The organism is Dulcicalothrix desertica PCC 7102 (assembly GCF_003991905.1).
Classification (GTDB): domain Bacteria; phylum Cyanobacteriota; class Cyanobacteriia; order Cyanobacteriales; family Nostocaceae; genus Dulcicalothrix; species Dulcicalothrix desertica.
Window position 1 is genome coordinate 1 of sequence record NZ_RSCL01000004.1, and the last position, 24,480, is coordinate 24,480.

Annotated in this window: 23 protein-coding genes; 6 read left to right on the forward strand and 17 right to left on the reverse strand. The window is 38.4% G+C overall.

From position 1 onward, the window contains the following. Window positions 1–456: 456 nt before the first annotated feature. Both DSM106972_RS09185 and DSM106972_RS09190 read right to left on the reverse strand, forming a co-directional pair. A complete protein-coding gene (locus DSM106972_RS09185; RefSeq protein WP_127080428.1) occupies window positions 457–1,356 on the reverse strand; it encodes a PEP-CTERM sorting domain-containing protein in 900 nt (299 codons plus the stop codon). 189 nt (window positions 1,357–1,545) lie between these two features. Beyond that, window positions 1,546–3,018 (reverse strand): sensor histidine kinase, encoded by a 1,473-nt coding sequence (locus DSM106972_RS09190; protein WP_127080429.1) that lies wholly within the window; start codon window positions 3,016–3,018, stop codon window positions 1,546–1,548. 275 nt (window positions 3,019–3,293) lie between these two features. Here DSM106972_RS09190 and DSM106972_RS09195 point away from each other — a divergent pair, with 275 nt between their 5' ends. Continuing rightward, window positions 3,294–4,049: a PIG-L deacetylase family protein gene (locus DSM106972_RS09195; RefSeq protein WP_127080430.1), complete on the forward strand. Its 756-nt coding sequence runs from the start codon at window positions 3,294–3,296 to the stop codon at window positions 4,047–4,049. Window positions 4,050–4,173: 124 nt separating this feature from the next. Here the strand turns inward: DSM106972_RS09195 and DSM106972_RS09200 are convergent, their stop codons facing one another. The 9 genes from DSM106972_RS09200 to DSM106972_RS09240 all read right to left on the reverse strand — a co-directional run bounded on the left by DSM106972_RS09200 (window position 4,174) and on the right by DSM106972_RS09240 (window position 15,554). After that, complete coding sequence (locus tag DSM106972_RS09200) at window positions 4,174–4,767, reverse strand: acyltransferase (protein WP_127080431.1); 594 nt, start codon at window positions 4,765–4,767, stop codon at window positions 4,174–4,176. 17 nt (window positions 4,768–4,784) lie between these two features. Beyond that, entirely contained in the window at window positions 4,785–6,812 is a 2,028-nt protein-coding gene (locus tag DSM106972_RS09205) for a GumC family protein (RefSeq protein ID WP_127080432.1), read from the reverse strand. A 176-nt stretch (window positions 6,813–6,988) separates the two neighbouring features. Further along, window positions 6,989–8,287: an O-antigen ligase family protein gene (locus tag DSM106972_RS09210; protein ID WP_127080433.1), complete on the reverse strand. Its 1,299-nt coding sequence runs from the start codon at window positions 8,285–8,287 to the stop codon at window positions 6,989–6,991. A 159-nt stretch (window positions 8,288–8,446) separates the two neighbouring features. Next, entirely contained in the window at window positions 8,447–9,379 is a 933-nt protein-coding gene (locus DSM106972_RS09215) for a glycosyltransferase family 2 protein (RefSeq protein WP_127080434.1), read from the reverse strand. Window positions 9,380–9,384: 5 nt separating this feature from the next. Next, entirely contained in the window at window positions 9,385–10,806 is a 1,422-nt protein-coding gene (locus DSM106972_RS09220; RefSeq protein ID WP_127080435.1) for an oligosaccharide flippase family protein, read from the reverse strand. 8 nt (window positions 10,807–10,814) lie between these two features. After that, window positions 10,815–11,753: a glycosyltransferase family 2 protein gene (locus tag DSM106972_RS09225; RefSeq protein WP_127080436.1), complete on the reverse strand. Its 939-nt coding sequence runs from the start codon at window positions 11,751–11,753 to the stop codon at window positions 10,815–10,817. A 95-nt stretch (window positions 11,754–11,848) separates the two neighbouring features. Continuing rightward, a complete protein-coding gene (locus tag DSM106972_RS09230; protein ID WP_127080437.1) occupies window positions 11,849–12,784 on the reverse strand; it encodes a glycosyltransferase family 2 protein in 936 nt (311 codons plus the stop codon). Window positions 12,785–12,806: 22 nt separating this feature from the next. Beyond that, window positions 12,807–13,712: a WecB/TagA/CpsF family glycosyltransferase gene (locus tag DSM106972_RS09235; protein ID WP_127080438.1), complete on the reverse strand. Its 906-nt coding sequence runs from the start codon at window positions 13,710–13,712 to the stop codon at window positions 12,807–12,809. Between the two features lie 489 nt (window positions 13,713–14,201). After that, complete coding sequence (locus tag DSM106972_RS09240; protein WP_127080439.1) at window positions 14,202–15,554, reverse strand: FAD-binding oxidoreductase; 1,353 nt, start codon at window positions 15,552–15,554, stop codon at window positions 14,202–14,204. Window positions 15,555–15,815: 261 nt separating this feature from the next. Here DSM106972_RS09240 and DSM106972_RS09245 point away from each other — a divergent pair, with 261 nt between their 5' ends. After that, complete coding sequence (locus DSM106972_RS09245; protein ID WP_127080440.1) at window positions 15,816–16,040, forward strand: WD40 repeat domain-containing protein; 225 nt, start codon at window positions 15,816–15,818, stop codon at window positions 16,038–16,040. Between the two features lie 198 nt (window positions 16,041–16,238). On the opposite strand, the gene DSM106972_RS54800 is transcribed toward DSM106972_RS09245, so the two are convergent. From DSM106972_RS54800 to DSM106972_RS09255, 4 genes are all read right to left on the reverse strand, one after another. Further along, window positions 16,239–16,367 (reverse strand): hypothetical protein, encoded by a 129-nt coding sequence (locus tag DSM106972_RS54800; protein ID WP_267901079.1) that lies wholly within the window; start codon window positions 16,365–16,367, stop codon window positions 16,239–16,241. A 52-nt stretch (window positions 16,368–16,419) separates the two neighbouring features. Beyond that, the gene (locus tag DSM106972_RS54805; protein WP_267901080.1) at window positions 16,420–16,680 is read right to left on the reverse strand and encodes an ABC transporter substrate-binding protein; all 261 of its coding nucleotides are present in this window, start codon (window positions 16,678–16,680) and stop codon (window positions 16,420–16,422) included. Between the two features lie 44 nt (window positions 16,681–16,724). Continuing rightward, the gene (locus tag DSM106972_RS54810; RefSeq protein ID WP_267901081.1) at window positions 16,725–17,114 is read right to left on the reverse strand and encodes an ABC transporter substrate-binding protein; all 390 of its coding nucleotides are present in this window, start codon (window positions 17,112–17,114) and stop codon (window positions 16,725–16,727) included. 238 nt (window positions 17,115–17,352) lie between these two features. After that, the gene (locus DSM106972_RS09255) at window positions 17,353–17,823 is read right to left on the reverse strand and encodes a tetratricopeptide repeat protein (RefSeq protein WP_127080441.1); all 471 of its coding nucleotides are present in this window, start codon (window positions 17,821–17,823) and stop codon (window positions 17,353–17,355) included. A 273-nt stretch (window positions 17,824–18,096) separates the two neighbouring features. Here DSM106972_RS09255 and DSM106972_RS09260 point away from each other — a divergent pair, with 273 nt between their 5' ends. The 4 genes from DSM106972_RS09260 to DSM106972_RS09275 all read left to right on the forward strand — a co-directional run bounded on the left by DSM106972_RS09260 (window position 18,097) and on the right by DSM106972_RS09275 (window position 22,021). Further along, window positions 18,097–19,356 (forward strand): GTP cyclohydrolase II, encoded by a 1,260-nt coding sequence (locus DSM106972_RS09260; protein WP_127080442.1) that lies wholly within the window; start codon window positions 18,097–18,099, stop codon window positions 19,354–19,356. Window positions 19,357–19,433: 77 nt separating this feature from the next. Further along, on the forward strand, window positions 19,434–20,642 hold the full coding sequence (locus DSM106972_RS09265; protein WP_127080443.1) for a URC4/urg3 family protein: 1,209 nt from the start codon (window positions 19,434–19,436) through the stop codon (window positions 20,640–20,642). Window positions 20,643–20,668: 26 nt separating this feature from the next. Next, window positions 20,669–21,304 carry a uracil phosphoribosyltransferase gene (gene upp / locus DSM106972_RS09270; protein WP_127080444.1) on the forward strand — a complete coding sequence of 212 codons (636 nt, stop codon included), beginning with the start codon at window positions 20,669–20,671 and terminating at the stop codon, window positions 21,302–21,304. A gap of 330 nt (window positions 21,305–21,634) precedes the next feature. After that, window positions 21,635–22,021 (forward strand): Na-translocating system protein MpsC family protein, encoded by a 387-nt coding sequence (locus DSM106972_RS09275; RefSeq protein ID WP_127080445.1) that lies wholly within the window; start codon window positions 21,635–21,637, stop codon window positions 22,019–22,021. Between the two features lie 442 nt (window positions 22,022–22,463). Here the strand turns inward: DSM106972_RS09275 and DSM106972_RS09280 are convergent, their stop codons facing one another. Both DSM106972_RS09280 and DSM106972_RS09285 read right to left on the reverse strand, forming a co-directional pair. Continuing rightward, a complete protein-coding gene (locus DSM106972_RS09280; protein ID WP_127080446.1) occupies window positions 22,464–23,396 on the reverse strand; it encodes an ABC transporter permease in 933 nt (310 codons plus the stop codon). After that, on the reverse strand, window positions 23,393–24,412 hold the full coding sequence (locus tag DSM106972_RS09285; protein ID WP_127080447.1) for an ABC transporter permease: 1,020 nt from the start codon (window positions 24,410–24,412) through the stop codon (window positions 23,393–23,395). The genes DSM106972_RS09280 and DSM106972_RS09285 overlap by 4 nt, the downstream gene beginning before the upstream one ends. Window positions 24,413–24,480 lie beyond the last annotated feature (68 nt).

Below are 24,480 nucleotides of genomic sequence, written 5' to 3' on the forward strand. Positions count from 1 at the left end.
TTGTATTTTTTAGTTGTGTTGTTATATATTTAAAAGTATAGCACAACACCCCAAAACTAATGACACGGACTACTAGTGGTTCATGTCATTAATTTTGGTAGGTTGGTTTGCAACGGATGTAACGGATGTAACGGATGATTTATTTGCTACAAACTTGCGTCCAGTTATTTAAAATTACTTATCCGTTACATCCGTTCATCATCCGTTGCTAATTTTCCTACACTCCAAAATTAATTACATGAACTACTAGGTCTTAATGAAGAATGAAATTGTTAAGCTGCTTTAATCTGCTATACTCCTGACTTGCACATTCTAAAATCCGATCTTGGACTGGGAGCTTAAAAGTTGCTGCTCAAAACATCATCTCTCTAATGAAACCTGAGAAGAAAATTCATATCTCTTCCCAGGTTTAAATTCAAACTTATAAAATATATGAATTAACGTGCGCGAGTTAATTTATTCTTCCACTACTTGTTGCTTACGCCTACGAAGTGAACTTACACCAAAGGCGCCCAAAGCAAATAAACCAATAACAGCAGTAGGTTCTGGAACAGATTTCGCAACACTAGTATACTTGATATCACCAATACCAATACCGTGGTTACTTGGATTTAATTGTGTGGTAAGGCTGCCTTCTGTAAAGATTAACTCGAATCTATCAATCGCACCAGCAAAAGACACGAGAACATCACCACTACCACCATTATTATTGTCTACACTCCGAATACCATCAATGGTATTAGAATTGATTTGACTGATGTTGTTAGGTAGTCCACTGCCTTGTGGTCTTGAAAAAATGGTGTTAACCACTTTATTCCCTAAAAACCCTCTTAAAATTACTCTATCTTGCCAACTAACGCTACTACCCGTTCCAGAAATATCAATGTCGTGCAAAACAAAGGAAACACCATTTAAAGCTCCACCAAAACCGCTGAAGTTAGTGGCCATATTTAAGGCGCCAGCATATTCCTGACCAAATGCTGCGCTAGCAGGAACTGTTAAGCCCGACCTTATAGCTGGGTCAATTTGAATGTGTAAACTTTTATCATTATCTAGTTTGCTTCCATTGAGAAAACTATTAATCGTAGGTGTGAAAACATTGTTTTGTTTTAGGAATGTAATATTGTTTCCAAGTAAAAAGTCAAAGTTAACCTGTCCGCCACCCTCTACGTTAATTGTGTTTTTGAAGTCACTAGTACCCGATCTCGGACCAACCCATTTTTCAGCAACCTTATCCCAGTCAATTAAGGTTTTTTCACTGCTTCCTGTATTCGCTTGAGCAGCTGTTGGAGCTAGTGATGCTCCTATCACTGCTAAGACACATCCTAACTTGGTAACTAAGCTTTTACTAAACATCGTTTGAAACCTCTTAAATTGGTGTATTTATGAGATTTCATCATGCCATACAGCTTTTCTAAATGCCTAGACTGTTTACAGTATCTTATAAAACTCAGTATACACGTTCCGTAACATAAATACTAGTATAAACAAGCACAAGCATGTACTTTGCATTAAATTAAATAATCATTAATAGAGGTTCTGCAATTACAATGTGAACAAACCCGTCTTTACAAAAGGGCGCCGACGATTAGCATCTTGTTCAAGCGTTGCATCATTTGAGGCAACCAAAGGTATAACAATAGTAAACGTTGAGCCATATCCGACACTGCTCGAAAGTTCAACTTTTCCACCATGAGCAACGGCAATGGCATTCACAATTGAAAGTCCTAAACCATGTCCTTCAAAATTTTGGTCGTGTTTTGTCGCGCGTGCGAAGCGGTCAAAAATTCGCTTTTGGTTCTCTGGTGCAATTCCTTCGCCAGTATCACTGACCCAAATATAAGCAAAATCGCCTTTTACAGAAGAACCAAGTGTAATAGTATCATGCAAAGTAGTATGACGAACTGCATTTTGCACCAAATTCATTACAGCTTGCGTCAAACGTTGTCTATCTACTGTTATTGGACTTAACCCCTTAGACTCTAACTTCCAATTACGGTTGGCAAAACTACGTGCTTTGAGAAAAATTTCCTCGGTTAACCAATCTAATTCTTCTGGTTTTAATTTTAAAAAATCCGGACGTTCGGTTTTTGCCAGCAATAATAAATCATTAACTAATCTATTCATCCTGTCGAGTTCGTCCATTACTAGTGCCATAGTTTCTGGCTGTTTTTCAGGGCAAAACTCTAACATCTCCAAATGCCCTTGAATAATTGTAATGGGGGTGCGTAGCTCGTGACTAACATCATTGAGGAATTTTTGCTGACTATCGAATGCAAATTGCAATCTATCGAGCATTTCATTGAGCGTAGTTGTGAGTTCGGCAATTTCATCTGAACCTTGCACGGGGATACGCAGCGTCATATCCGATTCGCTGATTGAATGTGCTGTTTCTGTAACAAGTCGTAATGGATATAATACTTTACCTGTAGTTACCCATGCCACAATAAAGAATATAACTAGCACAACGATAGTTACCTGCATTACTAAAACAATTGCACTAGTACCTGCTTGATAATCAGCCGAAGAATCATTAATGGCAATAACGGTTCCTTTCTTATCGTTTGCAGTAACCGACTGTCCAGCATATCTAATTCGAGAAGGAGCTACATAAACCTTACCTCGTTCAAACTCACCTTCTTGGCGCCAAGAATGTATTAACTGTGGTAGTTTCTCTTTAATGTCTCTAGGAAGTTCAGGTTTAGTCAGATATACCTGGTCATTTAAAAGCGTTACAACATATTCGTTGCGTATAGGCGCATAATTGGCTAAAAATTTGTCTAAAAGCTGAGGAGTAGTATATGTATATTTACCCGACATGAGCTTAAACCGCTCGATTTCCTTGATAATCGATGCATCAGCTTTGGCTTTCAAGCTATCGCAGTATATTTGACGAGTTACTTGCAGCGACACCATTACAGTACAAGCAGTTAAGAAAAAATACCATACTAAAAGACGCATTCGCACACCCATGCGGGTTTTACGCCATAGTAGAGGATAGTTAAGTTGAGCTTTCATATTTAAATTTCTTATAAATGATTTCATCTCACTAAGTATCCTTAAGGGTCATTAACTTATAGTGAAACATTAATGAAAAAAATTTTAAAATTCTAAAATAAATTTTTTGAGTCAGTACTTATGTTTTATATAGGACAGGCAAGGATGCCTATCCCACAAGAGTAGGCAGGAAAGTTTACCATAAATAGATGTGTACTACATAAACTTTATAGATGATTGGCGAGTGTTGAGCCATAACAGAATAAATACTTGTTTTACTATTAGCTTTCAAAAGCATGAATAAAATAGTTCCAGTAAGAGTACGTGAGCGCTTGCAAGAAATTCAATATAGTTTGATTCAAGAGTGGATTATAAATAGAGGAAGTCAACCTTTAAATTTAAGTCATAATTCGGCTATGGTATTTGCTCCGCACCAAGATGATGAAACTTTTGGCTGTGGTGGTATGATTGCTCTAAAACGTCAGCAAGAAATTCCTGTGCATGTAGTTTTTATTACAGACGGGCAAAGTGGTGTAAATAATTTAACTAATAAAAATAACACTATTCAGGTTCGTAAACAAGAAGCTGTCAAAGCATTAGAGGTTTTAGGTGTTGATAATTCTTATACTCACTTTTTAGATAAGCAAGATGGAGCTTTACAAAAGTTAACTGCTGAACAAAAACAGCTAACGATTGCTCAAATAGTTGAGTTATTAAAGTTATATCAACCACAAGAAGTTTATGTTCCTTATCGTTTAGATTGCCATCCAGACCATGAAGCGACTTTTGATTTAGTTATATTAGCAATTAAAGAGTCGCAATTACAAGTCAAATTGCTGCAATATCCAATTTGGGTGTTTTGGGATAAACCATTTTTTCAAGTATTTAAGGCGCCGGAAGTTAAGAGAGCTTATCGTTTATCGATTGCGTCGGTTAAAGATAAGAAAAGCAGAGCTATTGCAGCTTATCCTTCTCAGTTAGAGTTTCTGTGTAGTGGGTTTATTAAACGTTTTTTTGGAAATAATGAAATATTTTTTCCAATAGATATATAGTAGAACATTATTTGATCCCCCCAACCCCCCTTAATAAGGGGGGCTAAGATTTGCTTGCTTTTATGGCTAAGATTTGCTTGCTTTTCTTGTTCCCCCCTTATTAAGGGGGGTTAGGGGGGATTCTTTATGTAAGCATTACAAAGTTCTTCGCTAAAGTCTGTGTGCTGGTATTAAAGTGCTTGACAATTTGTTGAGGATTTCCAATCACAACGACATTGGCAGGTACAGATTTACGAATAATGCTTCCTAAACCAACTACGCTGTTTTCTCCAATCTGTACACCCTTCATTATAGTTGCTCTGGCGCCTATCCATACATTTTTTTCTATTGTAATAGGCGCCGATACTTTTGCACCAGGTGGGCTATGACGTAGTTGTGGGTCTAGGTTATGATAATCACTATCAGCGAGGAAGCAGTCTGAAATTAAACATTCATCTCCAATAGTAATTAACTTTTCACAACCAATACAGGCGCCATTGATGGATACGTTTTGACCGATAATTAATTCTCCGTCACCATATATATCTACATATTTACCCAAACGAGTACCAGCACCAATGGTAACTTTGACATTTTTAGAAAGTTTTAGCGTACCTTTGATGGCAACTCCTGGAGCTATTTTGAGGTTTTTATATCGTAATTGGTAAAGGCGCCGTTTTATTTCAAAATATATTTGCGCGCAATGTTTTAAAAATGAATTATTTAAGGTTTGCTGCATGGTTTATTACATGTGATTTATGATTTTGTTGTAGATGCTCCGTGAGTGTAAGAGTAGGGTCGAGAATTAGTTGCGACTCCGTTGACTACTAAGCCTAAAATTTGAGCGTTGTGTTGAGTTAATTGAGCGAAGCTTTCGTTTACTGAGTCTCTGTAGCTAGTGTCGGGACGAACTACAAATAGTACGTTACGGATGATGTTGGCTATTAATGGTGTTTCGCTGGTGAAGCTAACTGGTGCGCTGTCTACAATGATGTAGTCGTATTTATTATTCGCTTCGCAGGTTGCGAGGGTTTTTTCAAAGTTGCCACGTCTAATAATTTCGACTATCTTTCCTTGTCTTGGTAATGTTGGTAGTAAGTCTAGATTTGGCTGTATTGAAATGCTGAGGTCTTCTGTTGATGTTTGTGTGTAACCTAAACGACGAGAAAGTGCTGCTTGACGAAAATCTGCATCTACTAACAATACTTTGAAGCCTAAGTCAACTAATGCATTCGCGAGTCCTATGGCAACAGTGGTTTTGCCTTCTCCCATAATGGCGCTAGTGACTAACAAGCGCCGATTTTCTAATGGTTGTAGGCTAATTGCAGATGCTAATCGTTGAAATTCTACTTCGGTTTCAATAGCTAATTCAGAGATGACACCAGAGTGTTTGATACGGGGAATGCGTTCTACTATGGCAAATTTTTGCTCTTGTAAATCTTTGGCACTCAGTAGAGGGTTGCGACTTTCGAGGAACAAAACTAAGGCAATACTACCGATGACAGAAGCTAATAAGGCATTTATCGCCATTAAGAATAACTTCGGACTGATGGGTTTGGAGTTAACTCTGGGTGGGTCTAGTACTTGTACATTTGGATAAGCGTCAAATGCATCTACACTTTTTTGCTGCACCTGGGCAACTAAACCTTTGTATATACCTTCTGCAACATCAAGCTGTCGTTGAAGTTCTAACAACTGTGCTTGTTTTGCTGGTAGAGAATTTAAATATCTTTGAAGTTCGGTAATCTGCTTCTCTAGTTGTCGCGCTTGTTGAAATTGTGCTTCGGCTTCGCTCTCTGATAGTAACTGCTGTTGAATTAATACAGCACGTCCTTGGGAGTCTGTTGCAATTGTTGGGTCTACTGGTATGTTTCCTGCTACTTGGGTAATATATGCTCCGATTTGGCGCCGTAATGTAGAACGTTGTGCAAGTAAAGTTTGTACCTCTGGATGGTTTATGGTGAAAATAGCTTGTTTCTGTACTAGCTTTGCTTCGACTTCTGATAATTCTTTACGTACAGCCTTAAATTCTTGATTTTCACTTAAACTTAGTGAACGCACGGCAGATGCTGGCGCCATGTTAATGCGTTCAGAAAGGACTTTAGAGCGGCTTGCACTTGCTTGAGCTAAAGATAAAGCTTGTGCCCTAGAACCGACTAAAGCATTGATAGTGGTGACAATTCCCTGAGTTTGGGCGTCGTTGTTGACGATGCCTGTAGCTTGCTTAAACCGAGCAATTTTGGTTTGTGCGTTGCTTAACTTTGCTTTGGCTTGCTCTAACTCTTTGACGTTAAATTTTTGTCGTTCTTTACTGTTACCTTCTCGCAGTTCATCTAAACGCGCTTGATATGCTTTGATAAGATTTTGTGTGCGTAAGGTCGCTAAGTCTGGTTGGGAGCCACTAACTGTTAGTGATAAAACGGTAGATTGTTCCTGTGGTGATACCTGAAAAAGAGCTTTATACTGCTCAAGATTTTTGAATTTATTTTTTTCTGGGTCAGAGTCTAAAACTTTTTCTAGCAAAGCGTCGCTCATTAAGATTGAAGTTTGCACCTTGAGTGGGTTGAGTTCAGGTGAAAAATCAAGATTGCCATTTTTGAATGTACCAAGAGTACCTAAGCTAGCGTCTAGATTGCTAGTTGTTTTTGGCAAAATCAACTGTGCTGTAGTAGTCCAAACTGGTTTAGAAGTGCTATATGCTGCAATTGTAGCACTGACAACAAGTGCATTCAGAACAAGCAAAGACTTCCAATGTCTAGCCGCAATAGTCACTACTTTCTTCATAAGCGTTGATGCCAAATGCCTTTAAAACAGTGTAATAACTCGATGTTACTAAGAAGCTCAATAAGTATCAATTTTCATCTATTTATTATCTTATTGGCATGAGTAAATATACTGCAATTATGCTATTTTAGACTACTTTACCAATAAAATAAATTTCTAATTTTCTGGTAAAAGCTTTATAAATATTGCCATGAAGATGAAGATTTATATAGTTTCATCTCCGCAATAATCGCACCTAACCAAATGAAGAAGAACCAAAAATAAATTGCCATCCAAGTTAATGCCGTCGCTTGGCAGAGTATATACAAAGCAATCAAGCTAGCAAACGCGCGTTGACAAACTTTATTACCACACACAGAAGGCTGCCAAAAAATTAACAAGGTTGAAATTAAAGCGGCGGTAAAAAAGATAAAACCAACGACTCCGTGTAAATACAATACTTGCGTATATGATGAAAATGTTCCTAAAGGAAGCGTGAATTCTCCATTTCCCCAACTAACGGTTTTATCTACTATTCCCCAGCCAATCCAAGGTGATTCTTGCCAAGCTTCGATAGTGGCGCCAATGACATATTCACGGTCTTTTGATGAATCAGCACGGGCGCCGTTAAATGTTGCTAAAGGACCCGATAACAAATCTCCAACAGTCAATCCTAAAATAGCTGAAATGAATGAAGTAAAAGACGCTATCCAAAGCGGACTTTGACGCGCAAATTGACTGCGGAAAGATTGAATAATCAAAAGTCCCAAAGGAAAACACATCCAAGCAAGGCGACTTTGAGAAATCAGTAAATTAGCTAAACAACTACCCAAAGCAACTCTACGCAAACGCTGATCTGTTTCGCCCAAGCAAATAAAATAGCATAGTACAGTACATACCCCTAATATTGGAGGGTCTGCTGTAAATAAATCGGCTCTCGCTAACGGAATCCGGAAAAATGGTTGGAATACAGCAAATTTTACCATTAAACTCAGCTTTTCACCTGGAATAAGACGAGCTAGAGGCGGTAATATTGGGTCTACTTGACCAACAGCGAAAAGTATAGCTAGCTGTATTATTAGAGCAACTAGGTAACTTACAGCCATCCAAGCAACCGCGCGCGTAATTACTTGTATTCTTATTCGATGCCATAAAGGCAAAGTAATACAAGCAAATATCATGAAATAGCCTTTATAGAGAGTGAATAACGCTGCGGCCGTTTTCATGGCGTTAAAGTTTACTGCATCTAACCCCAAGATACTTGTCCAGAGTGCAGCAACACTCATTCCTAACCAAGACCAGTTACAAAAAGGTAGTGAGCGTTTTACAAGCTTGTCAAAATCAAAGTCCACTACTAGCAGCAAGGCAGCAACTGTTGGATACAAAATTGTTTGTACTCCCAGGAACCACCAGAGAGGTGTAAGGACAATAGTCCAGTAAATAATCCTTTCAGCTTTGGATAAATTACTTAGTTTGAAGGTTGTGCGTGTTTCCACAGCAATATATAAATACTCAAGAAAATATTACAACTACTAGTGTATTCAATTTTAATTGAGTGTTAATTAGTCCAAAGCCCTGAAAGCATATAAAATACAATGATTATAAGAATTTTTGAATCCTCCCAACCCCCCGCGATTTCGGGGAGCTAGGGGGGATCAACTAATAACTTTCAATATATTAAAAGTAACTTTAAGTGAAATTACTAGTATTAACAGCGCTTTAATCAAAAGCTTAATAGCCCATATATCTAATATAATTTTAGGATACAGAATAAGTGCTTGTAGTAATTTACCTAAAGCTTTTTGGGCAGCTTCGGCAGTTCCGACCTTAGTTAAATATAAATGAGCCGAATATCTATAGGTATTAGCAAGACTTTTATTTTTGAGAAACTGTATTTCTGCTGAACCTGCGGCAAATCCTCTATTGATGACTTCGAGGTTGCACTTTTCCATCGTTTCTACTTTTGATGTTAAAGAACCTGAAGTTTGACGACACAGTAGTTGATGTTTAGGAACAACTACAAAATCCCATTTGAGCGCAAGTCTTAACCAATAATCCCAATCTTCGGCGCCTTTTAGAGTTGTGTCAAATTCTCCAACTGTGTCAATTGCCTTTTTGCGTATCAAAGACGAACCTGTAACAATAAAATCATAGACAAGCAACTCAGCATATACGTTTCCTTGTAAATATACTGGTGGCGCCGGTTTAATTGATGTACCATCTTCATCCATGTAAGATGCCCAGCTATAAGCTAAACCAGCTTGAGGATTTTTATGTAATGTTGCAAGTAATAGTTCTAACTTGTCTTCTGTCCACAAGTCATCTGCATCCAAAAAAGCTATATATTCTCCTGTCGCATGTGAGATACCGCGATTACGTGAAATTGAGACTCCACCGTTTGAATAAGAAAATAATTTTATACGTGGGTCATTTACAGAATTTACAATTTCTACAGTTTTATCGCACGAACCGTCATTGATAATAATTAATTCAAAATCGGCAAAAGTTTGCTTTTGAACTGAATCAATTGTTTCTAAAATTGTTTTTTCAGCGTTGTATGCTGCTATAATTACTGAAATTGTGGACATATCTATTACTCACGTATAATTTGATTTGTTAGATGATTGAATTGATACTGATATTTATTAAAAATTCGTTTAGCAAAGCAACGCATAAATATCAAGTAAATGCAAATGAAGATCAGAGGCTGTAAAAACTCGTTAACATTTAAACAAATTAAGATTCCAATGATTGTAGCGCTAGCTGCTTTAATAGAAGGCGCCAAAAACTTCATCATTGACCATTTTAATTGACTGCAAGCAGACCACCACAAGTAAAGTGTCCAAATAACGCCCAAAACAACAGCAACTGCTATACTTACACCGACAATATTATTATGCTCGGCGCCAATAATAAAGCTTAATACTGCGATGGGAGCGATTACTAAATTGGCTTTTGCATTAGCGCTAGGATAACCCTTGGCATACAACATTGTCGTCAATGGGCCATTTACCAGTCGGAAGTAAGCAAAAAATAGTAATCCCGGCATTACAGCTAGCGAAGGCAACCACTTGGCGCCAAATATCCAAACCATTGTATATTTATCAACTACTAGGTAGAACAAAGCGTATAAAGGCGCCGCGAGAAAGGAAATTTCTTCTATTGTAAGAGCTAAAGCATTCTCTTGCTGTTTATCATCTGCCAGTTGAGAATAAACTGATATACTAATTTGAGCAATCGCTTGAGTTAATATTGTTGTAACAGCCATCGATAGTTGATAGGCAAAACTATAAAAGCCTAAACTAGTTTCGCCAAGTAGCTTACCCACAACAAAGTTGTCAGCGTTTGCATTCACAAAATAACCAAAACCAGAGCTAATGGCGCCAATATAAAAAGATAATACTTCTTTTTTAACTTTGGAATCAATCTGAAAACTAATGTTGATTTTGGCAGCTTGCCGTAGTAGTATATATCCAGCTATCCAAAAAGCAGCGTCTCCAATTACAAATGACCAATAGCTAAAGCCAATTAATGCACTCCCAACAGTACAAAAAACTCGAAGCAATGAAGTAATACAACTAATATTTGCTAGCTCTTTGTATTGCATTCGTTTCAGCAATACACCACTATAAACTGATTGCACAAAAGATAGCAGTAAGTTAATAGCGAACACCATCAATATCCATAGCAAATTAGGGATATTAAAGAACTGCGCCATTAACGGTGATACAGCTATTAACCCAAAAGCTAAAGCTAAACCAATCCAAAAACTAATTGTAAAGGTTGTATTTAAATAACGTTTATCCTCAATTCCTTTGCAAACTATAAAGTCACTAGCTGTGCTTTGGGTAAATAGGTTAACAAAAGACCAAAAAATGTAGGCAACACCAATGACTCCAAATTCAGACGGCAATAGTAACTTTGCTAGTAGTAAGTTGCTTACCATCGCTAGTAAGCGAGTTACAACTGCTCCATAAGTTGACCAGAAACCATTTTTAATTAAGTTATTGTTCATTCTAAAGTTTAACCTAATGTTTGTCCAATTGCGAACTTTGTCAGCGGCGCCAAGCGTACAGATAATAAAGTTAGCAACGACCTGGGGTCACGGTAAAAAATAGAACTGTCAAATGCTAAAGCCGTATCAATGTAATAACTTGCTTTTGCAGTATCACCACCTTGAAGACATAAACGAGCCAAGAGACGATACATATACGCATAAGCATTAGCTAACATTGGTTCTACTAATTCTGGTGAACGTTTATAAGCTGCTTGAATTACTTGCTCATTGCAATACTGCATTTGTGCAACGTTGAAAGAAAGTCCAGAAGGACGAACTCGGTAATAACATAAAATACTAGACTCACGATAAAAAGACCAGTTACGTGTAGCAGCAATTCGCAGCCAAAAGTCAATATCTTCAGAACTACGCAAATTCTCATCAAATCCGCCAACTTCATTTACCAAACGGCGCCGGAACACAGCGTTAGAACCGTGACCAACAAAGTTTTTACATAGTAAAGCTTTGAGTGGGTCAGAATAAATTGGTTTACCGCTTAAACTAATAAAAGTTGGGCGCCCATCATCACGAATAGCTCTAGATGCACTGTAAACAACTCCAATAAGAGGATGACTATCTAATATAGCAACATGATTCGCTAGCTTGTTTCTGTGGTAAATATCATCACCATCTAACAAAGCAATGTAAGGCGCCTGCGCTTTTTGAATACCATAGTTGCGTGCAGATGATAAACCACCATTTGGTTTCTGCAATAAATGGAAACGATTATCACGTTCACAAAACTGTTTGACAACATCTGCTGTATTATCGGTAGAACCGTCATCAACAACCAAAACTTCAAATTTTAGAAAAGATTGCTGTTCTAAAGAACGTAAAGTGTGTTCAATATAGTTACCAACATTGTAAGCAGGCACAATGACGCTGACTTTAGGTGTAACATCCATAATAAAGTTTGTACTTTTTGTACATCTGGGGGCTTGTTTTATATTTAGGGCGGGCAGGGATGCCCGCTCCACAAGAAGGAGAGTTTTAAAAATCTTTAAGCAGGTGATAATACTTGTCTTTTAGTCAGTAGATTACGTAAAAAGCTGCGTATTTGTGGAGACAACAGCCACATACCAAAACATAAACAAATATCGCGTAGTTTTGGCTTTCCAAATCTAACTGCCTCGATTAACAAAAGTATAAACGCTTGCCAATCTCGATTCAAAGCTGCTCTGGCGCTAACTTCTGCCAAAACAAAAGAGGAATAAGCACGTGGTGTAAATAAATTGCGATTAGTTTGAAGCCATGAGAGCGATAATCGCCAGTTATAATTTTTACTTAAACTTGGCCCAGCTTCAAGGTGCCAAATAGCCAACGTTTGTTCTACAAACTCAATACCTACAGATTCAAAAGTAATTGCGCGTAATAACCATTCCCAATCATCATGGATATTTTTACAGACAGAGAATGGTAGCTTAAGTAATAACTCTTTAGTTGTGAACAGTGTAGAAGTTTGAAGAAGTCCCTCTCCTTGAAATAAGGTATTACGGACAAATAAATACTCACTCAATGGTTCGGCGCCTGGTACTCTTCTGGGATAAACTAAATTTCCATGAGATGTTTGAGCAATTAAGCACGATGACACAATAGGATACTTATATTTAGAAGCTTTCGCTGCGGCTAACTGCAACTCTAACTTTTGTGGCATCCATTCGTCATCATCGTCTAAAAATGCAATCCAATCAGATAAGGCATTACTAACTCCTAAATCACGAGCAGCACAGCTTCCTTGGTTAATAGGTGATGCAATAACTTTGAGTCGCTCGTCGTTTATTTGCGTGAGTGTATTATAAGTCAATTCATCTATTCCATCAATTACAACAATTACTTCTATTTGTTGTAATGTCTGTGCTAAAGCGCTTTTTACTGCTCTTTGCACTAGTTGAGGTCGGTTTCTTGTTGGTATGACTACACTGACAATTTCGTTCAAGTCTTTATTCTCCTAATCAGTCTTAAACAGTGGCAGGAAATTCTTTGTTTTGAGTGGTAGAGGAGTTGTAGAAATCGTTGAATTGAGTTTCACGCTCGATGTTAAAGTAGGCGCCTGGTTGCATTTGTTGTACACGCAGAGGCGCATATAGTTTGCCTAGAGAGATTTGAAGCGCAAAAGCTGGATTACCGATGAAATAGCGTGCTGCCAAGCGTTTGGGTTCGCGGAACCAACGGTATAACCACTCTAAGCCGATATTGGCAATAGCATGTGGGCAGTCTGGGACAATACCTGCAAGTCTATCGATAACAGCACCACCCAGCATTATTGCGTTTACATTCAAACGCTTGCGATGAGTGTAAACCCATTTTTCTTGAACGGGCATTCCCATGCCAACTAATAGAATATTTGGCTTGAACTTATTGATTTTGTTAATAACAGCTTGATTCTGTTGTGGGTCTTCTTTATCAAAATATCCGTGATGTCCCGCAAACTTAGCATTGGGATACTGTTTTCTCAAATTTTCTAAAGCTGCTTCTAAGTACTCAGGTTTGGCGCCGACAAGAAACACACTCAAACCAGCCTGGTTACATTTTTCTAAAATTTGAGGCATCATGTCTGTGTAAGATGCTCTGTAATCTAAAGGTAATTCACAACCCATATAACTAATTGCTTTTAGAATACCAACGCTATCGCAGTTAACTATTTCTGAAGTTTGAAGAAACTGATAAAACCAAGGTAACTGCATTGATAAGTTAAAAGCATGTACATTGTAATTTGCTACGGTAATTTTTCTTTTTTCGATACATGCTGTGTAAATTGCGTCAACTATTGATGGCACAGTCATGCAGGTAATGCGACGTTCGAGTAAATATACGTTCAGATTAGGTAAAGCCTGCAACTTATTCTTAGTTGAGATTGTAGCCATAATTTTCACTTTGTTCCTCGAAAATCTATTTAATCAGGACGACAGTGTTAGTTTTTTGGTGATGCACGTGTTACCTGTAAATGTGAATCTCTAGGAATTCACGGAAAAGTTTTTTACTTTGATTCTTCAGTGATATTTTACGAATCAGTGTATCGTCCACCTTTTTGATTTTTCTTGATGTAATTTTTATACACAAGTAGGAAATTATAAAAAATGTACAAATTTATAGCTGATTTATCTCTTTTTCTTTAGTGATTTTACTGACTATCACAAAATATAAAATTACATTTTTTTATATGACACAATTAGGATTGGCACAATATTAGTTAAGAGAATATATATGACAGATTTTAAATTGGCACAATGCAAAATAATATAATTAATATTATTATGACAGATTTTAAATTGGCACAATAGATGTTTGGGACGGGCAGGGATGCCCGTTCCACAAGAGGATACCTAATTCCACAAGAGGATGTCCACAAGATTTTAGGGATTAAAAGGTAATACTTTGCTTTTACCAGGGTTCATTAATCCGTATGGGTCAACCTGAAGCTTAAATTTTAGATGTTCGGGGTCAATTGCTCTTTTCCAACCATCTTCTATAAAATAGCTGTGAGGGTTGGCGATAAATACTCCATGCTGTTCGTGATAGCGAATAATTTCGTTGAGACGTTCTTCGGTTGTATAACGTACTAGTTGTAATGCGGGGTTCGCGATACCACCTTTAAAACGAATAAACTCTAAATGCATCATCACTTCGGCGCCAAAGTGATTATACATATGTTCTATGGTTTTGAGGTTATCGCTGGGGAATATACTTTGTAGGTATGTTATGGAGGTGTCAGCAGTGCGTGCGTGTAAAGTTGTATGATTCCAGGTGTATTCAGCGAGTTGGGCGCCTTTTCCTGTTTCGGATGCTGATTTAGAATAAGTAACCTCACCGTTAAATTCTCGTATTAATCCTGGTAATAGTTCTAAACTAGATTCGGCGACTATTAATAGTGCAGCATGTTTACCATTGGGTATGTACTGACGTAAAGCAGTAAAATATTGAGGAATAGGCGCCGCAAACACACCAATCTCTTTTTTAATCATGCCATCACTGTCAGCCAAAGCTTTTCCAAATTTGACTGCTGACATAAACTCGTCAAAGGTAACAATTACTTCTGCCCAAGGGTAAGCTGGACCCAATGGAATTTCCACTTCGGTGATAATACCGTTAATACCCCATGCATGATTTGCTTTCTGTACATCTTCTGCGCGTAACTCAATAACTCGTGGTTCATCTTCAAGCGTCACAACTTGCAAAGCTAACAAGTTTCCTTTATCTGCCATTAACCCATATTGAATTGAACCAATGCCACCACTACCACCCGCAATAAACCCACCTATTGTAGCAGTGCGGTATGTGGAAGGCGCCATTCGCATTTCCCAACCTATTTCACGCGCTTTTTTATCGAGTGCAGCAAGCTTAACACCTGCTTGTACACGCGCAACTCCAGGTTTTACCCAGCAAATGGATTGCATCCGTGTCATATCTAAAATGACACCACCATATAAAGGTACACATTGACCGTAATTTCCTGTACCTGCTCCTCGTACTGTAATGGGTATTTTGTGTTTAGCACAAGCTGCTGCTACTTGTATTACCTCATCTTGGTTATCAGGTCGTACCACTATATCAGCGATTTTACCCTCAAGTTTGGGTGTCAGGACTGGGCTAAAGGTATGGTAATCTTGAGATAACTTCGCAACCTGTGACGCTTCGGTAATGACTTCGATGCCTGCTATTGATGCAGTAAAGGCGGCTAAATTAAATGATTTCGCTGATGTTGTCATATATATATCTGTATTAAGTCGTAATATTTCTCAACTTAGCACAGAGAGAACAAACTATAAAGCTGTATAAAAAGTCTCATATCCATACAGATTAATCTTGTAAAATACCGTTTTTTTTGCGTTCATGGAGTGTCTCCGGAGGAGAATAATACGTACTTTTGTAATAAATAAAGTCATAATATTTACTTGATAATGATTTTCCTAGAGGATATATTTTAAATATCACATTTATCCTCTAGGAATTAACCATCACTAATTCTCATGCCGTATAGCGCTCTCATGCACCCGATTAGTCCTGATGGTAAATCTATAGCAAGCGGAGGTTTAGATGGGGAAATTCGCTTATGGAATTTAGAAACAGGACAATTATTGCACACAATAGGCGCCCATAGTAAACAAGTAGTATCTCTTGCTATGAGCCAAGATGGAAAAACATTAGTTAGCGGTAGCTCTGACGATACTGTTAAAGTGTGGCAATCAAATTAGCAACGGATACAACGGATGTAACGGATGAATTGTTGGATAAATTGTAGGTTGGGTGGAGGCTTTGCGGAACCCAACATAAATTATCTTTCCTAGAGGATATATTGTTTACCTTATTTATCCTCTAGGAATTTGGCGCCTCTAAGCAAATATCTTTGTAGTACAAATAATTACATTTACTGCACAGGCAAGATGCCTGTGCTACAAGAGTGCTTGTTTTCCTTTGTTGACAAATTGTAGGGTAAATGCATCTTTGTAATTTGTGTTTGGTTTAAAAACTCTGGCTTTGACCATTTTGTTAAAAAATGACTGCCAACGCTCTGTGGTCATGGCGCCAATTCCTAATTTTTCAGCATCACCAGAAACTATTACGCCGTATTCTTTAAGTTTTTGTAAACCATATTTGATTTGCTCGTCGGGTCATTTCTGGATTGTCTTTTTTAATTAGTTTATTTCCTGGTTCTAGGTTTTGCAGATAGCTGTACCACCCTTTTATTGAAGCATCGACGAAACGCTGTACTAAATCTGGATTTTTTTGTACTAATTCTTTTTTAGTTTCAATAGTGGTTGCATATGGTGTGTAGTCATAATCTGCCAGTAAAAATACTACTGGCTTAAATCCACCCTGCTTTTCAATTGCCAACGGTTCAGATGTAATGTAACCTTGCTGCGCTGAGGTCTTATCTGCTAAAAATGGAGCGGGGTTAAAGTTATAAGGACGTTTTTGATCGTCAGTAAATTTGTACTTAGTTCTAAGAAGGTCCAGTAAGTGATGCTACCACCAGCGCTTATATATATAGGTCTGCCTTTGAGGTCAGGTAAAGTCTTAACTCCTGTATTGGGATGAGCAATTAAACACTGTGGGTCTTTTTGAAAAATTGCCGCGACTGTGATTTTTGGAATACATAAAAACGATGGCATTGATAGCATCGACTCCTTGCCCCATAAAAAATCTACGGCGCCACCTAGTAGTGCTTGAGTACCACTGGCGACTTGAGGACCACCCACCCCAATAGTGAAATCCAAACCGTAATCTTTATATATTCCCGTCGCAATCGCACAAGGGAAATCCACCATGTTCAGCTTGCGCTAACCAATTTGTGCCAAAGGTAATTTTATCAAGTTTTTTAGCGCTGCCATTAGACATCTCATTAGAAGACGGCGCCTGTGAAACGTTATTGTTGCAAGCATGTATAACACTGCTTGCGAAAAACAGCGAACTATATTTTATAAATCGACGGCGTTTAAGGATGAACCCTGATACCCACATAACGAGTGTTTTAATTTTATATTTGATTGTTCTTGTATAAATAATTTAACCTAGACGCATCATGCATTCTAAAATCAATTTTTGATTGATGAGCGAAAATGGCTGAATTTCTACAGCACGTCGAAATGCTTGAATTGCTTTTTGATACTCACCGAGAGCGGAATAGCATAACCCCATACCATGAAGGGCGCCGAAGTGTACAGGGATTAAATCAATAACTTTTTGACAATCAATTAACGATTCTCGGTATCTCCCAGTAGTGTAATAAAGAAACGCGCGACGATTCCAAGCTTCAGCAAAATCAGGTTGATTTTGAATTAATTCGTTTAATACCAACTCAGCTTCTGCGACTTTGCCCGCATCAAGCAGTTTTTGGCTACGGTCAATTACCTCTAACCCATGAATTCCTTTCTGCTGAAACCAAATTCGCCATAACTTTTGAGTCGCATGTTCACGCACTGACTCAGAAGGGTTTTTCAAGTCTTCAAGTAATGAATCGATAAATAAAGAATCCATGAATTTAATCTAGAGTGTAGGATGTTTTTCTCAACTTTCGCACAAAATTGAGTCTTAAGTAACTTTTTTACTGACTCTTAAATTTTTGCCCCTAATTGCAAAGTACGCAATTCGTGCATGTTTTTTTGTATTCTGTAATACGGTTAAGCAGCAAGACACTTTGCGGAGCATCAAGATTGATTGGTTAAACATACCACTGAATTTGACAAAAACAAGAATAAACTATTGTTGTAGACAAATCTTAATTTACTAAAAGCTGATAAGTATAAAGCAATGCCAAATCCGAATAACTCTTCAAGGCATATTGTTCTCACCTCACACCCAAGTAATTTTGGTCCCAAACCAATACCCATTCAATGGGGGGCAGAATCTCCTGTCGAACGAGGTCCAATTATTGCGACGCTGACTAAACAAGCGCATCGAAATGTAATTGGTACGCATTCGGGAGGTTATGCAATATACCGCGCTTTAGCAGTAGCAAGCGGCGCCCTTCAAACAGACCACCGTGCTGACTTGACCAACACCTCCCCAGTTGAACACATTGGTCCGCATCCAAGTTGGAGTGACCCCGAAAAAATCGTTTCAATAGACCCATTCGGAGCTATCGTTGGTGAAGTTTTTACATCATATTATGAACAGGGGTACGATATTCGTCCAACCATAGCTGTTACAAAAGCTCATATAAACATGCCCGAACTACAAGAAGCAGTTATAAATGGGCGATTGCAAATCGATGGCAAAATTATGAAAACAGGTGGCGATTTAGTCGTTACCAAAGCTGCGATTGAACCTGTTTGGTATTTACCAGGTGTTGCCAAGCGCTTCAATATCTCTGAAGGTGACTTACGACGTGCGTTATTTGAGCAAACCGGGGGAATGTTTCCTGAATTAGTTACTCGTCCTGACTTAGAAGTATTTTTACCCCCGATTGGGGGCGTAACAGTATATATTGTTGGTGATATAGGCGCCATTACCGACCCAAACAAACCTGTAGCAGTTCGTGTACATGACGAATGTAACGGTTCTGACGTGTTTGGCTCGGATATATGTACCTGTCGCCCATATTTGGTTCATGGAATTGAGGTGTGCGTCCAAACTGCTCAAGAAGGTGGCGCCGGTATTATAATTTATTGCCGCAAAGAAGGACGTGCGCTGGGTGAAGTCACAAAATTTTTGGTTTACAACGCGCGCAAACGCCAAGAAGGTGGCGATAGAGCAGATGCATATTTTGCCCGAACCGAGTGTGTAGCGGGTGTACAAGATATGCGTTTTCAAGAATTAATGCCCGATATTTTACATTGGTTGGGTGTAACCCGCATTGACCGCATGGTATCGATGAGCAATATGAAATTCAATGCCATCACGCAATCGGGAATTGAAATTGTCGAGCGTGTCGCAATTCCAGAAGATTTAATACCTAACGATGCGCGCGTAGAAATCGAAGCCAAAAAAGCTGCTGGCTATTTTACTACGGGCGAAGTTCTAGACGATACAGGTTTATCAGAAATTAAAGGACGCTCTCTCGTTGAGTAATTAGCACGTTTGTGTAGAGACGTGATTAATCACGTCTCTACGTTTATCAGGTGTATCTAAATATAAAGTAAAGCCCAATGAATGATTTAATTACGTATTTACGAAGTCCTGTTGCTATTCGCTCCCGTTGTGGGCAGCTTTTCCAAAATGCGGTTGCTGGTAATTCCCGTTATTTTGATTGTGATTTGGCGCCACTTTCCCATGCTGCTGATTATGTTATTGATGTAATACGGTCAGAGTATCCTAATTTACAGATACCGTTTCATAGTCGCTGGCGCCATATGACGGCAGGTGGAATTACACGTTTGGAGCAGTTGGATAGTTTGCTTGCAGAACTTTCACCACACGAAAAGGCAATAGCTAAGTTTGATTTGGCAATTATTAGTGTATTGCTTGATGCAGGCGCCGGAAGTAATTGGTATTATTACGAACCTGTAACTAATTTGGGTTTTAAACGCTCTGAAGGTCTAGCAGTCGCGAGTTTCCAAATGTTTTGTCAGGGTGCATTCTCCAGTGATAAAACGAGTAAAATGCGTGTTGATGCTCAAAAATTACAAGATTTTATTTTATCTGATTTAGTACAGGGGTTTCAAATACGTCCTGATAACCCTCTTGTTGGTGTAACTGGAAGATTACAGTTACTACAGAAATTAGGCAAAGTCTTAACTGCACTACCTGAGTATTTTGGTGAAAATCCTCGTCCTGGGAATTTGGTTAATTACTTAGTTGGCAAAGTTAATAATAATCAGCTAGAAGCAGCAACCGTTTTTGATGCTGTACTTTCAAGCTTGAGCGAAATTTGGTCGGGGCGCCAGTCAATTGCCGGGGTAAACTTAGGAGATGTATGGCGCCATCCTGATGTTGCGGATGATGGTTTCGTGCCATTCCACAAACTGTCACAATGGCTTACTTATTCTTTGCTCGAACCGCTACAAGAACTCGGTATCGAAATTACTGGTTTAGACCAACTAACAGGACTACCTGAATATCGCAACGGTGGATTATGTATAGATTTAGAGTTATTACGTCCAAAACACTCAGATATATTACACACTCCCCATTCGGTTGAATCTCCAGTTATCGTAGAATGGCGCGCTTTAACGGTAATGCTATTAGATGAAATAGCAGCTTGCGTTAGAGAAAAATTAAGCATGAGTACTGAAGAACTACCACTCGTGAAAATTCTTCAAGGTGGAACTTGGACGGCAGGACGAAAAATAGCTGCTGAAAAAAGAGCAGATGGTGTCCCCCCAATTCAAATCCTTAGCGACGGTACAGTATTTTAATCAAAGATTCATTTATATATATAGACATGGGAAATCAAGTTACGGTCATAAATCATCCTTTGATTCAGCATAAACTGACTTTGATGCGGAGAGCAGAAACAAGCACAGTTAAGTTTCGCACTCTGTTAAAGGAAATTAGTTTGTTACTTGCTTACGAGGTAACACGCGATTTACCTTTAAAAACTGAATTAATTCAAACACCTATTGCTCAAATGGAGGCGCCTGTGCTTGCACCCGATAAAAAGCTGGTTATAGTAGCTATTCAGCGTGCAGGACAAGGTATTTTAGATGGGATGTTAGAGTTAATTCCTTCTGCACGAGTTGGACATATTGGTCTATACCGTGACCCCAAAAGTTTAATTCCCGTTGAGTATTACTTCAAAGTTCCTCATGATATCGATAAGCGCGATGTTTTAATCGTAGACCCAATGTTGGCAACTGGAAATTCTGCCATCGCTGCTGTTGAACGACTAAAATCTACAAATCCTCTTTCTATTAAGTTTGTTTGCTTACTTGCGGCGCCGGAAGGGCTTGAACATTTCTGTTCGATACATCCTGATATAGCCGTATATACAGCTTCGATTGACGACAAACTTGATGAACTCGGTTACATCATACCTGGGTTAGGAGATGCAGGAGATAGATTATTCGGGACAAAGTGATATCACACCTCTTTCTGTCTCTTGTGCCATATATGTTTCATGTGTATATCTTGTGGGGTGGGCATCCTTGCCCGCCCTTTATTATTGGGGATATTTGGAAATTTTTTATTTGGAAGTGTTTTTGATAGAAGTAAATGAGAGCATGCTCTGATCAAAAGAGAGATGTTACGCATAGTATTAAAAATATAAGTAGAATGATTGGAAGTAAGATTTTTGCATTCTACTTATGATTTAATCTAGATTAAGTAAAATAATTTAATCAATATAAACGACACATTTTGTTCATTTTTATATTATATATATAAAGTGCTACAACTGTATTGGATTATCATGGAAGAGCCGACGATTGGACAATTAGAAAGGGAAATTTCAAACCGTATACGTTCATTATATAATGCCAAACTTGGACAGCGTATAGGCAGGATTATCTGCCATTTTTTTGATACCCAATTGGCGATTACAATTGAGAATTCTGTCACATTAGCAGAACAAACAATTCTACGTTCTGGCAATGAAATATTGGCAGAAAAAGTACGGTCAGATTTAGATAGAATAATTAAACCTCTTATTCAAGAAACAATTGAAGAGGTTATTAATAAACCTGTTATTGAATTAATGAGTTATACAAGTTTAACGTCTGGACGTACTGCAATTATTGTTATTTTGGAACAGCTACCAGTAGTTCGCAACCCTCGTGCAATTCCTAAAACCAATTAATCAGCAATTATTTGCCGACACATGTAGAGACGTTACATGTAACGTCTCCACTATCCTGTATTAGGAGTTTCAATACTTTCATAACCAAGATTAATAAGTACACTGATATAAAAAATCAAATGTACTAACAAATAACTATTTAATTTGAAGTCAAAAACAAATCGCTGTTTACCCATAAATACACACTCAAAGCTATACGTCACCAACCAGAACAGGGGTATGTCAATTTTCAAACGTCTTTTACAACGTCATTACCCTGCCAGCAAGATGTACGAGGCTAGCTTCAAGCGGTTTTACTACGGCTTGATACAAACAGGCTCGTTTATTGTTTACTAGGTGGAGCGTCTGCGCTATCCGGGACTAGACGGCGCCAAGCTAGTTAACAACACATTGGGAATATTAGCATAAATTATATTCACGTGCGAATTAATTTCATAACTTACTAGATATTTTTACCTGCACTGTTACGTTCATATGGCACACCTAGCGCAGCAGGAGGTGTAGATTTTCCCATACCACCGATAAGAGCAATCATTGCAACTGCGTAAGGTAGCATCGTTAAGAATTGATATGGAATATTTACACCAAACGCCTGTATCCTTAACTGTAAAGCTTCTGTGGCGCCAAACAACAAGCAAGCCAAAGCACTACCAATAGGATGCCATCTACCAAATATTAACGATGCGATAGCAATAAATCCTTTACCCGCACTCATTCCTTCGGTAAAGTAATTAATTTGTACTAAAGCCAAATAGGCGCCACCGCAACCAACGAGACATCCACCTGTAACTACAGCAACATAGCGAACTAAAGCAACCGAAATTCCTGCTGTATCAGCAGAGGACGGATATTCTCCGACTGCGCGTAAGTTCAAACCAGGATTTGTGTAAAACAAAAAATATGTAGTTACAGCAATAATCAAAAACAATAGATATACAAGAATATCCTGCTCGAATAAAATACCAATTACAGGAATATTAGTAAGAATAGGAATCTTGATTGCGGGTACTACTGGTAAACGCTGTGTACTGCCACTAAATATAAGGCGCCCTAAAAACGATGTTAACCCCCCTGCAACTAAATTAATAGCCAGTCCCGATACCAGCTGGTTAACTCGTAAAGTCACACATAAAAACGCATGAACTAATCCAACGAACCCACCAGCTATCAAAGCAGCGCAAATACCCACCGCTACATTACCACTATAAAAAGTAGCAGCCGCAGAAGTAAAGGCGCCTGTTAGTAGCATTCCTTCTAAACCGATATTTAAAACACCCGAACGTTCAGAAAAGAGACCACCCATCGCAGCATAAGCAAGGGGAACCGAAAGACGCAGGGTAGATGCAAGATAATCAGTTAGGAAATTATTATTCATGTTCGCAGTCTCGGTTCTAATGCCAAAGCAATTGCAATAAATAATACCGTTAATCCTTGAATGGCATATATTACAGTCACAGGTGCCCCTGCACTACGCTGCATAACATTGGCGCCACTTCGTAATGCACCAAAAAATAACGAACTTAGTACTAATCCTAGTACACTACCACGACTTAGAAAAGCAATCGCAATCGCATCAAAACCATAACCGGGTGAGACTTGCTCAAACAAACGATATTTTAAACCCATCACTTCCGAGGCGCCAGCTAATCCTGCAAATCCACCACTAGCAGCCATAACTAGCATAATTGTACGCTGTACTGAAATACCCGCATAGTTAGAAGCTTTCTGATTTAAGCCAACTGCTGTTATTCGATAACCTAATGTAGAACGCTTAATAATTATATACACAATGAGTGCCCCTATTAATGCGATTAGTATACCCCCATGAGCCAAACTTCCTGATATAACAATAGGTAACTGTGCTGATTTGGCTATCAGTGGTGAATAAGGACTAGGTGCATTCGCTTCCTTCAACGGATTTTGCACCAAATAACTAATTAAATCAATTGCAATATAATTAAGCAGCAAAGTCGTGATAACTTCATTGATACCACGCATAGCTTTGAGATAACCAGGAATAAAACCCCAAACGGCGCCAAAAATAAATCCAGCTAGTATTGCTAATGGTACATGAATAAAACCTGGCGCCTTTACATATAAACCAACCAAAGCACTACCCAAGGCGCCAAAATATATCTGTCCTTCCCCACCTATATTAAATTGTCCTGCTTTTAAAGCTATTAGAACCCCAGTACTAGTAAGTAATAGTGGTGCCATTTTAGTAAGAGTATTACCAAAGCCAAAATAAGTAGATAATGATTCAGTAAATAATGCCGTATAAGCTGTGATAGGATTGGCACCTGCAATAAGAATAAGAACGGCGCCGACTATTAACGCTAAAAAAACTGCAATTAAAGGTGAAATAATAGGAAAGAAACGGTTAATTTTCATGTTGTTATCTCATAAAGGTTTTTGTGGAATGGGCATCCTTGCCCGTTCCAAGTATAAAAGGCGGGCAG

Excerpts from the sequence above, each read along its gene's own strand:
- DSM106972_RS09200 (WP_127080431.1), bottom strand. The coding sequence starts at position 4,767 with ATGCAGCAAACCTTAAATAATTCATTTTTAAAACATTGCGCGCAAATA.
- DSM106972_RS09240 (WP_127080439.1), bottom strand. The coding sequence starts at position 15,554 with ATGACAACATCAGCGAAATCATTTAATTTAGCCGCCTTTACTGCATCA.
- DSM106972_RS09265 (WP_127080443.1), top strand. The coding sequence starts at position 19,434 with ATGAATGATTTAATTACGTATTTACGAAGTCCTGTTGCTATTCGCTCC.
- DSM106972_RS09255 (WP_127080441.1), bottom strand. The coding sequence starts at position 17,823 with ATGGATTCTTTATTTATCGATTCATTACTTGAAGACTTGAAAAACCCT.
- DSM106972_RS09220 (WP_127080435.1), bottom strand. The coding sequence starts at position 10,806 with ATGAACAATAACTTAATTAAAAATGGTTTCTGGTCAACTTATGGAGCA.
- DSM106972_RS09215 (WP_127080434.1), bottom strand. The coding sequence starts at position 9,379 with ATGTCCACAATTTCAGTAATTATAGCAGCATACAACGCTGAAAAAACA.
- DSM106972_RS09205 (WP_127080432.1), bottom strand. The coding sequence starts at position 6,812 with ATGAAGAAAGTAGTGACTATTGCGGCTAGACATTGGAAGTCTTTGCTT.
- DSM106972_RS09235 (WP_127080438.1), bottom strand. The coding sequence starts at position 13,712 with ATGGCTACAATCTCAACTAAGAATAAGTTGCAGGCTTTACCTAATCTG.
- upp (WP_127080444.1), top strand. The coding sequence starts at position 20,669 with ATGGGAAATCAAGTTACGGTCATAAATCATCCTTTGATTCAGCATAAA.
- DSM106972_RS54810 (WP_267901081.1), bottom strand. The coding sequence starts at position 17,114 with ATGGTGGATTTCCCTTGTGCGATTGCGACGGGAATATATAAAGATTAC.
- DSM106972_RS09190 (WP_127080429.1), bottom strand. The coding sequence starts at position 3,018 with ATGAAAGCTCAACTTAACTATCCTCTACTATGGCGTAAAACCCGCATG.
- DSM106972_RS09245 (WP_127080440.1), top strand. The coding sequence starts at position 15,816 with ATGCCGTATAGCGCTCTCATGCACCCGATTAGTCCTGATGGTAAATCT.
- DSM106972_RS09275 (WP_127080445.1), top strand. The coding sequence starts at position 21,635 with ATGGAAGAGCCGACGATTGGACAATTAGAAAGGGAAATTTCAAACCGT.
- DSM106972_RS09285 (WP_127080447.1), bottom strand. The coding sequence starts at position 24,412 with ATGAAAATTAACCGTTTCTTTCCTATTATTTCACCTTTAATTGCAGTT.
- DSM106972_RS09260 (WP_127080442.1), top strand. The coding sequence starts at position 18,097 with ATGCCAAATCCGAATAACTCTTCAAGGCATATTGTTCTCACCTCACAC.
- DSM106972_RS09225 (WP_127080436.1), bottom strand. The coding sequence starts at position 11,753 with ATGGATGTTACACCTAAAGTCAGCGTCATTGTGCCTGCTTACAATGTT.
- DSM106972_RS09280 (WP_127080446.1), bottom strand. The coding sequence starts at position 23,396 with ATGAATAATAATTTCCTAACTGATTATCTTGCATCTACCCTGCGTCTT.
- DSM106972_RS09185 (WP_127080428.1), bottom strand. The coding sequence starts at position 1,356 with ATGTTTAGTAAAAGCTTAGTTACCAAGTTAGGATGTGTCTTAGCAGTG.
- DSM106972_RS54800 (WP_267901079.1), bottom strand. The coding sequence starts at position 16,367 with ATGACCACAGAGCGTTGGCAGTCATTTTTTAACAAAATGGTCAAAGCC.
- DSM106972_RS09195 (WP_127080430.1), top strand. The coding sequence starts at position 3,294 with ATGAATAAAATAGTTCCAGTAAGAGTACGTGAGCGCTTGCAAGAAATT.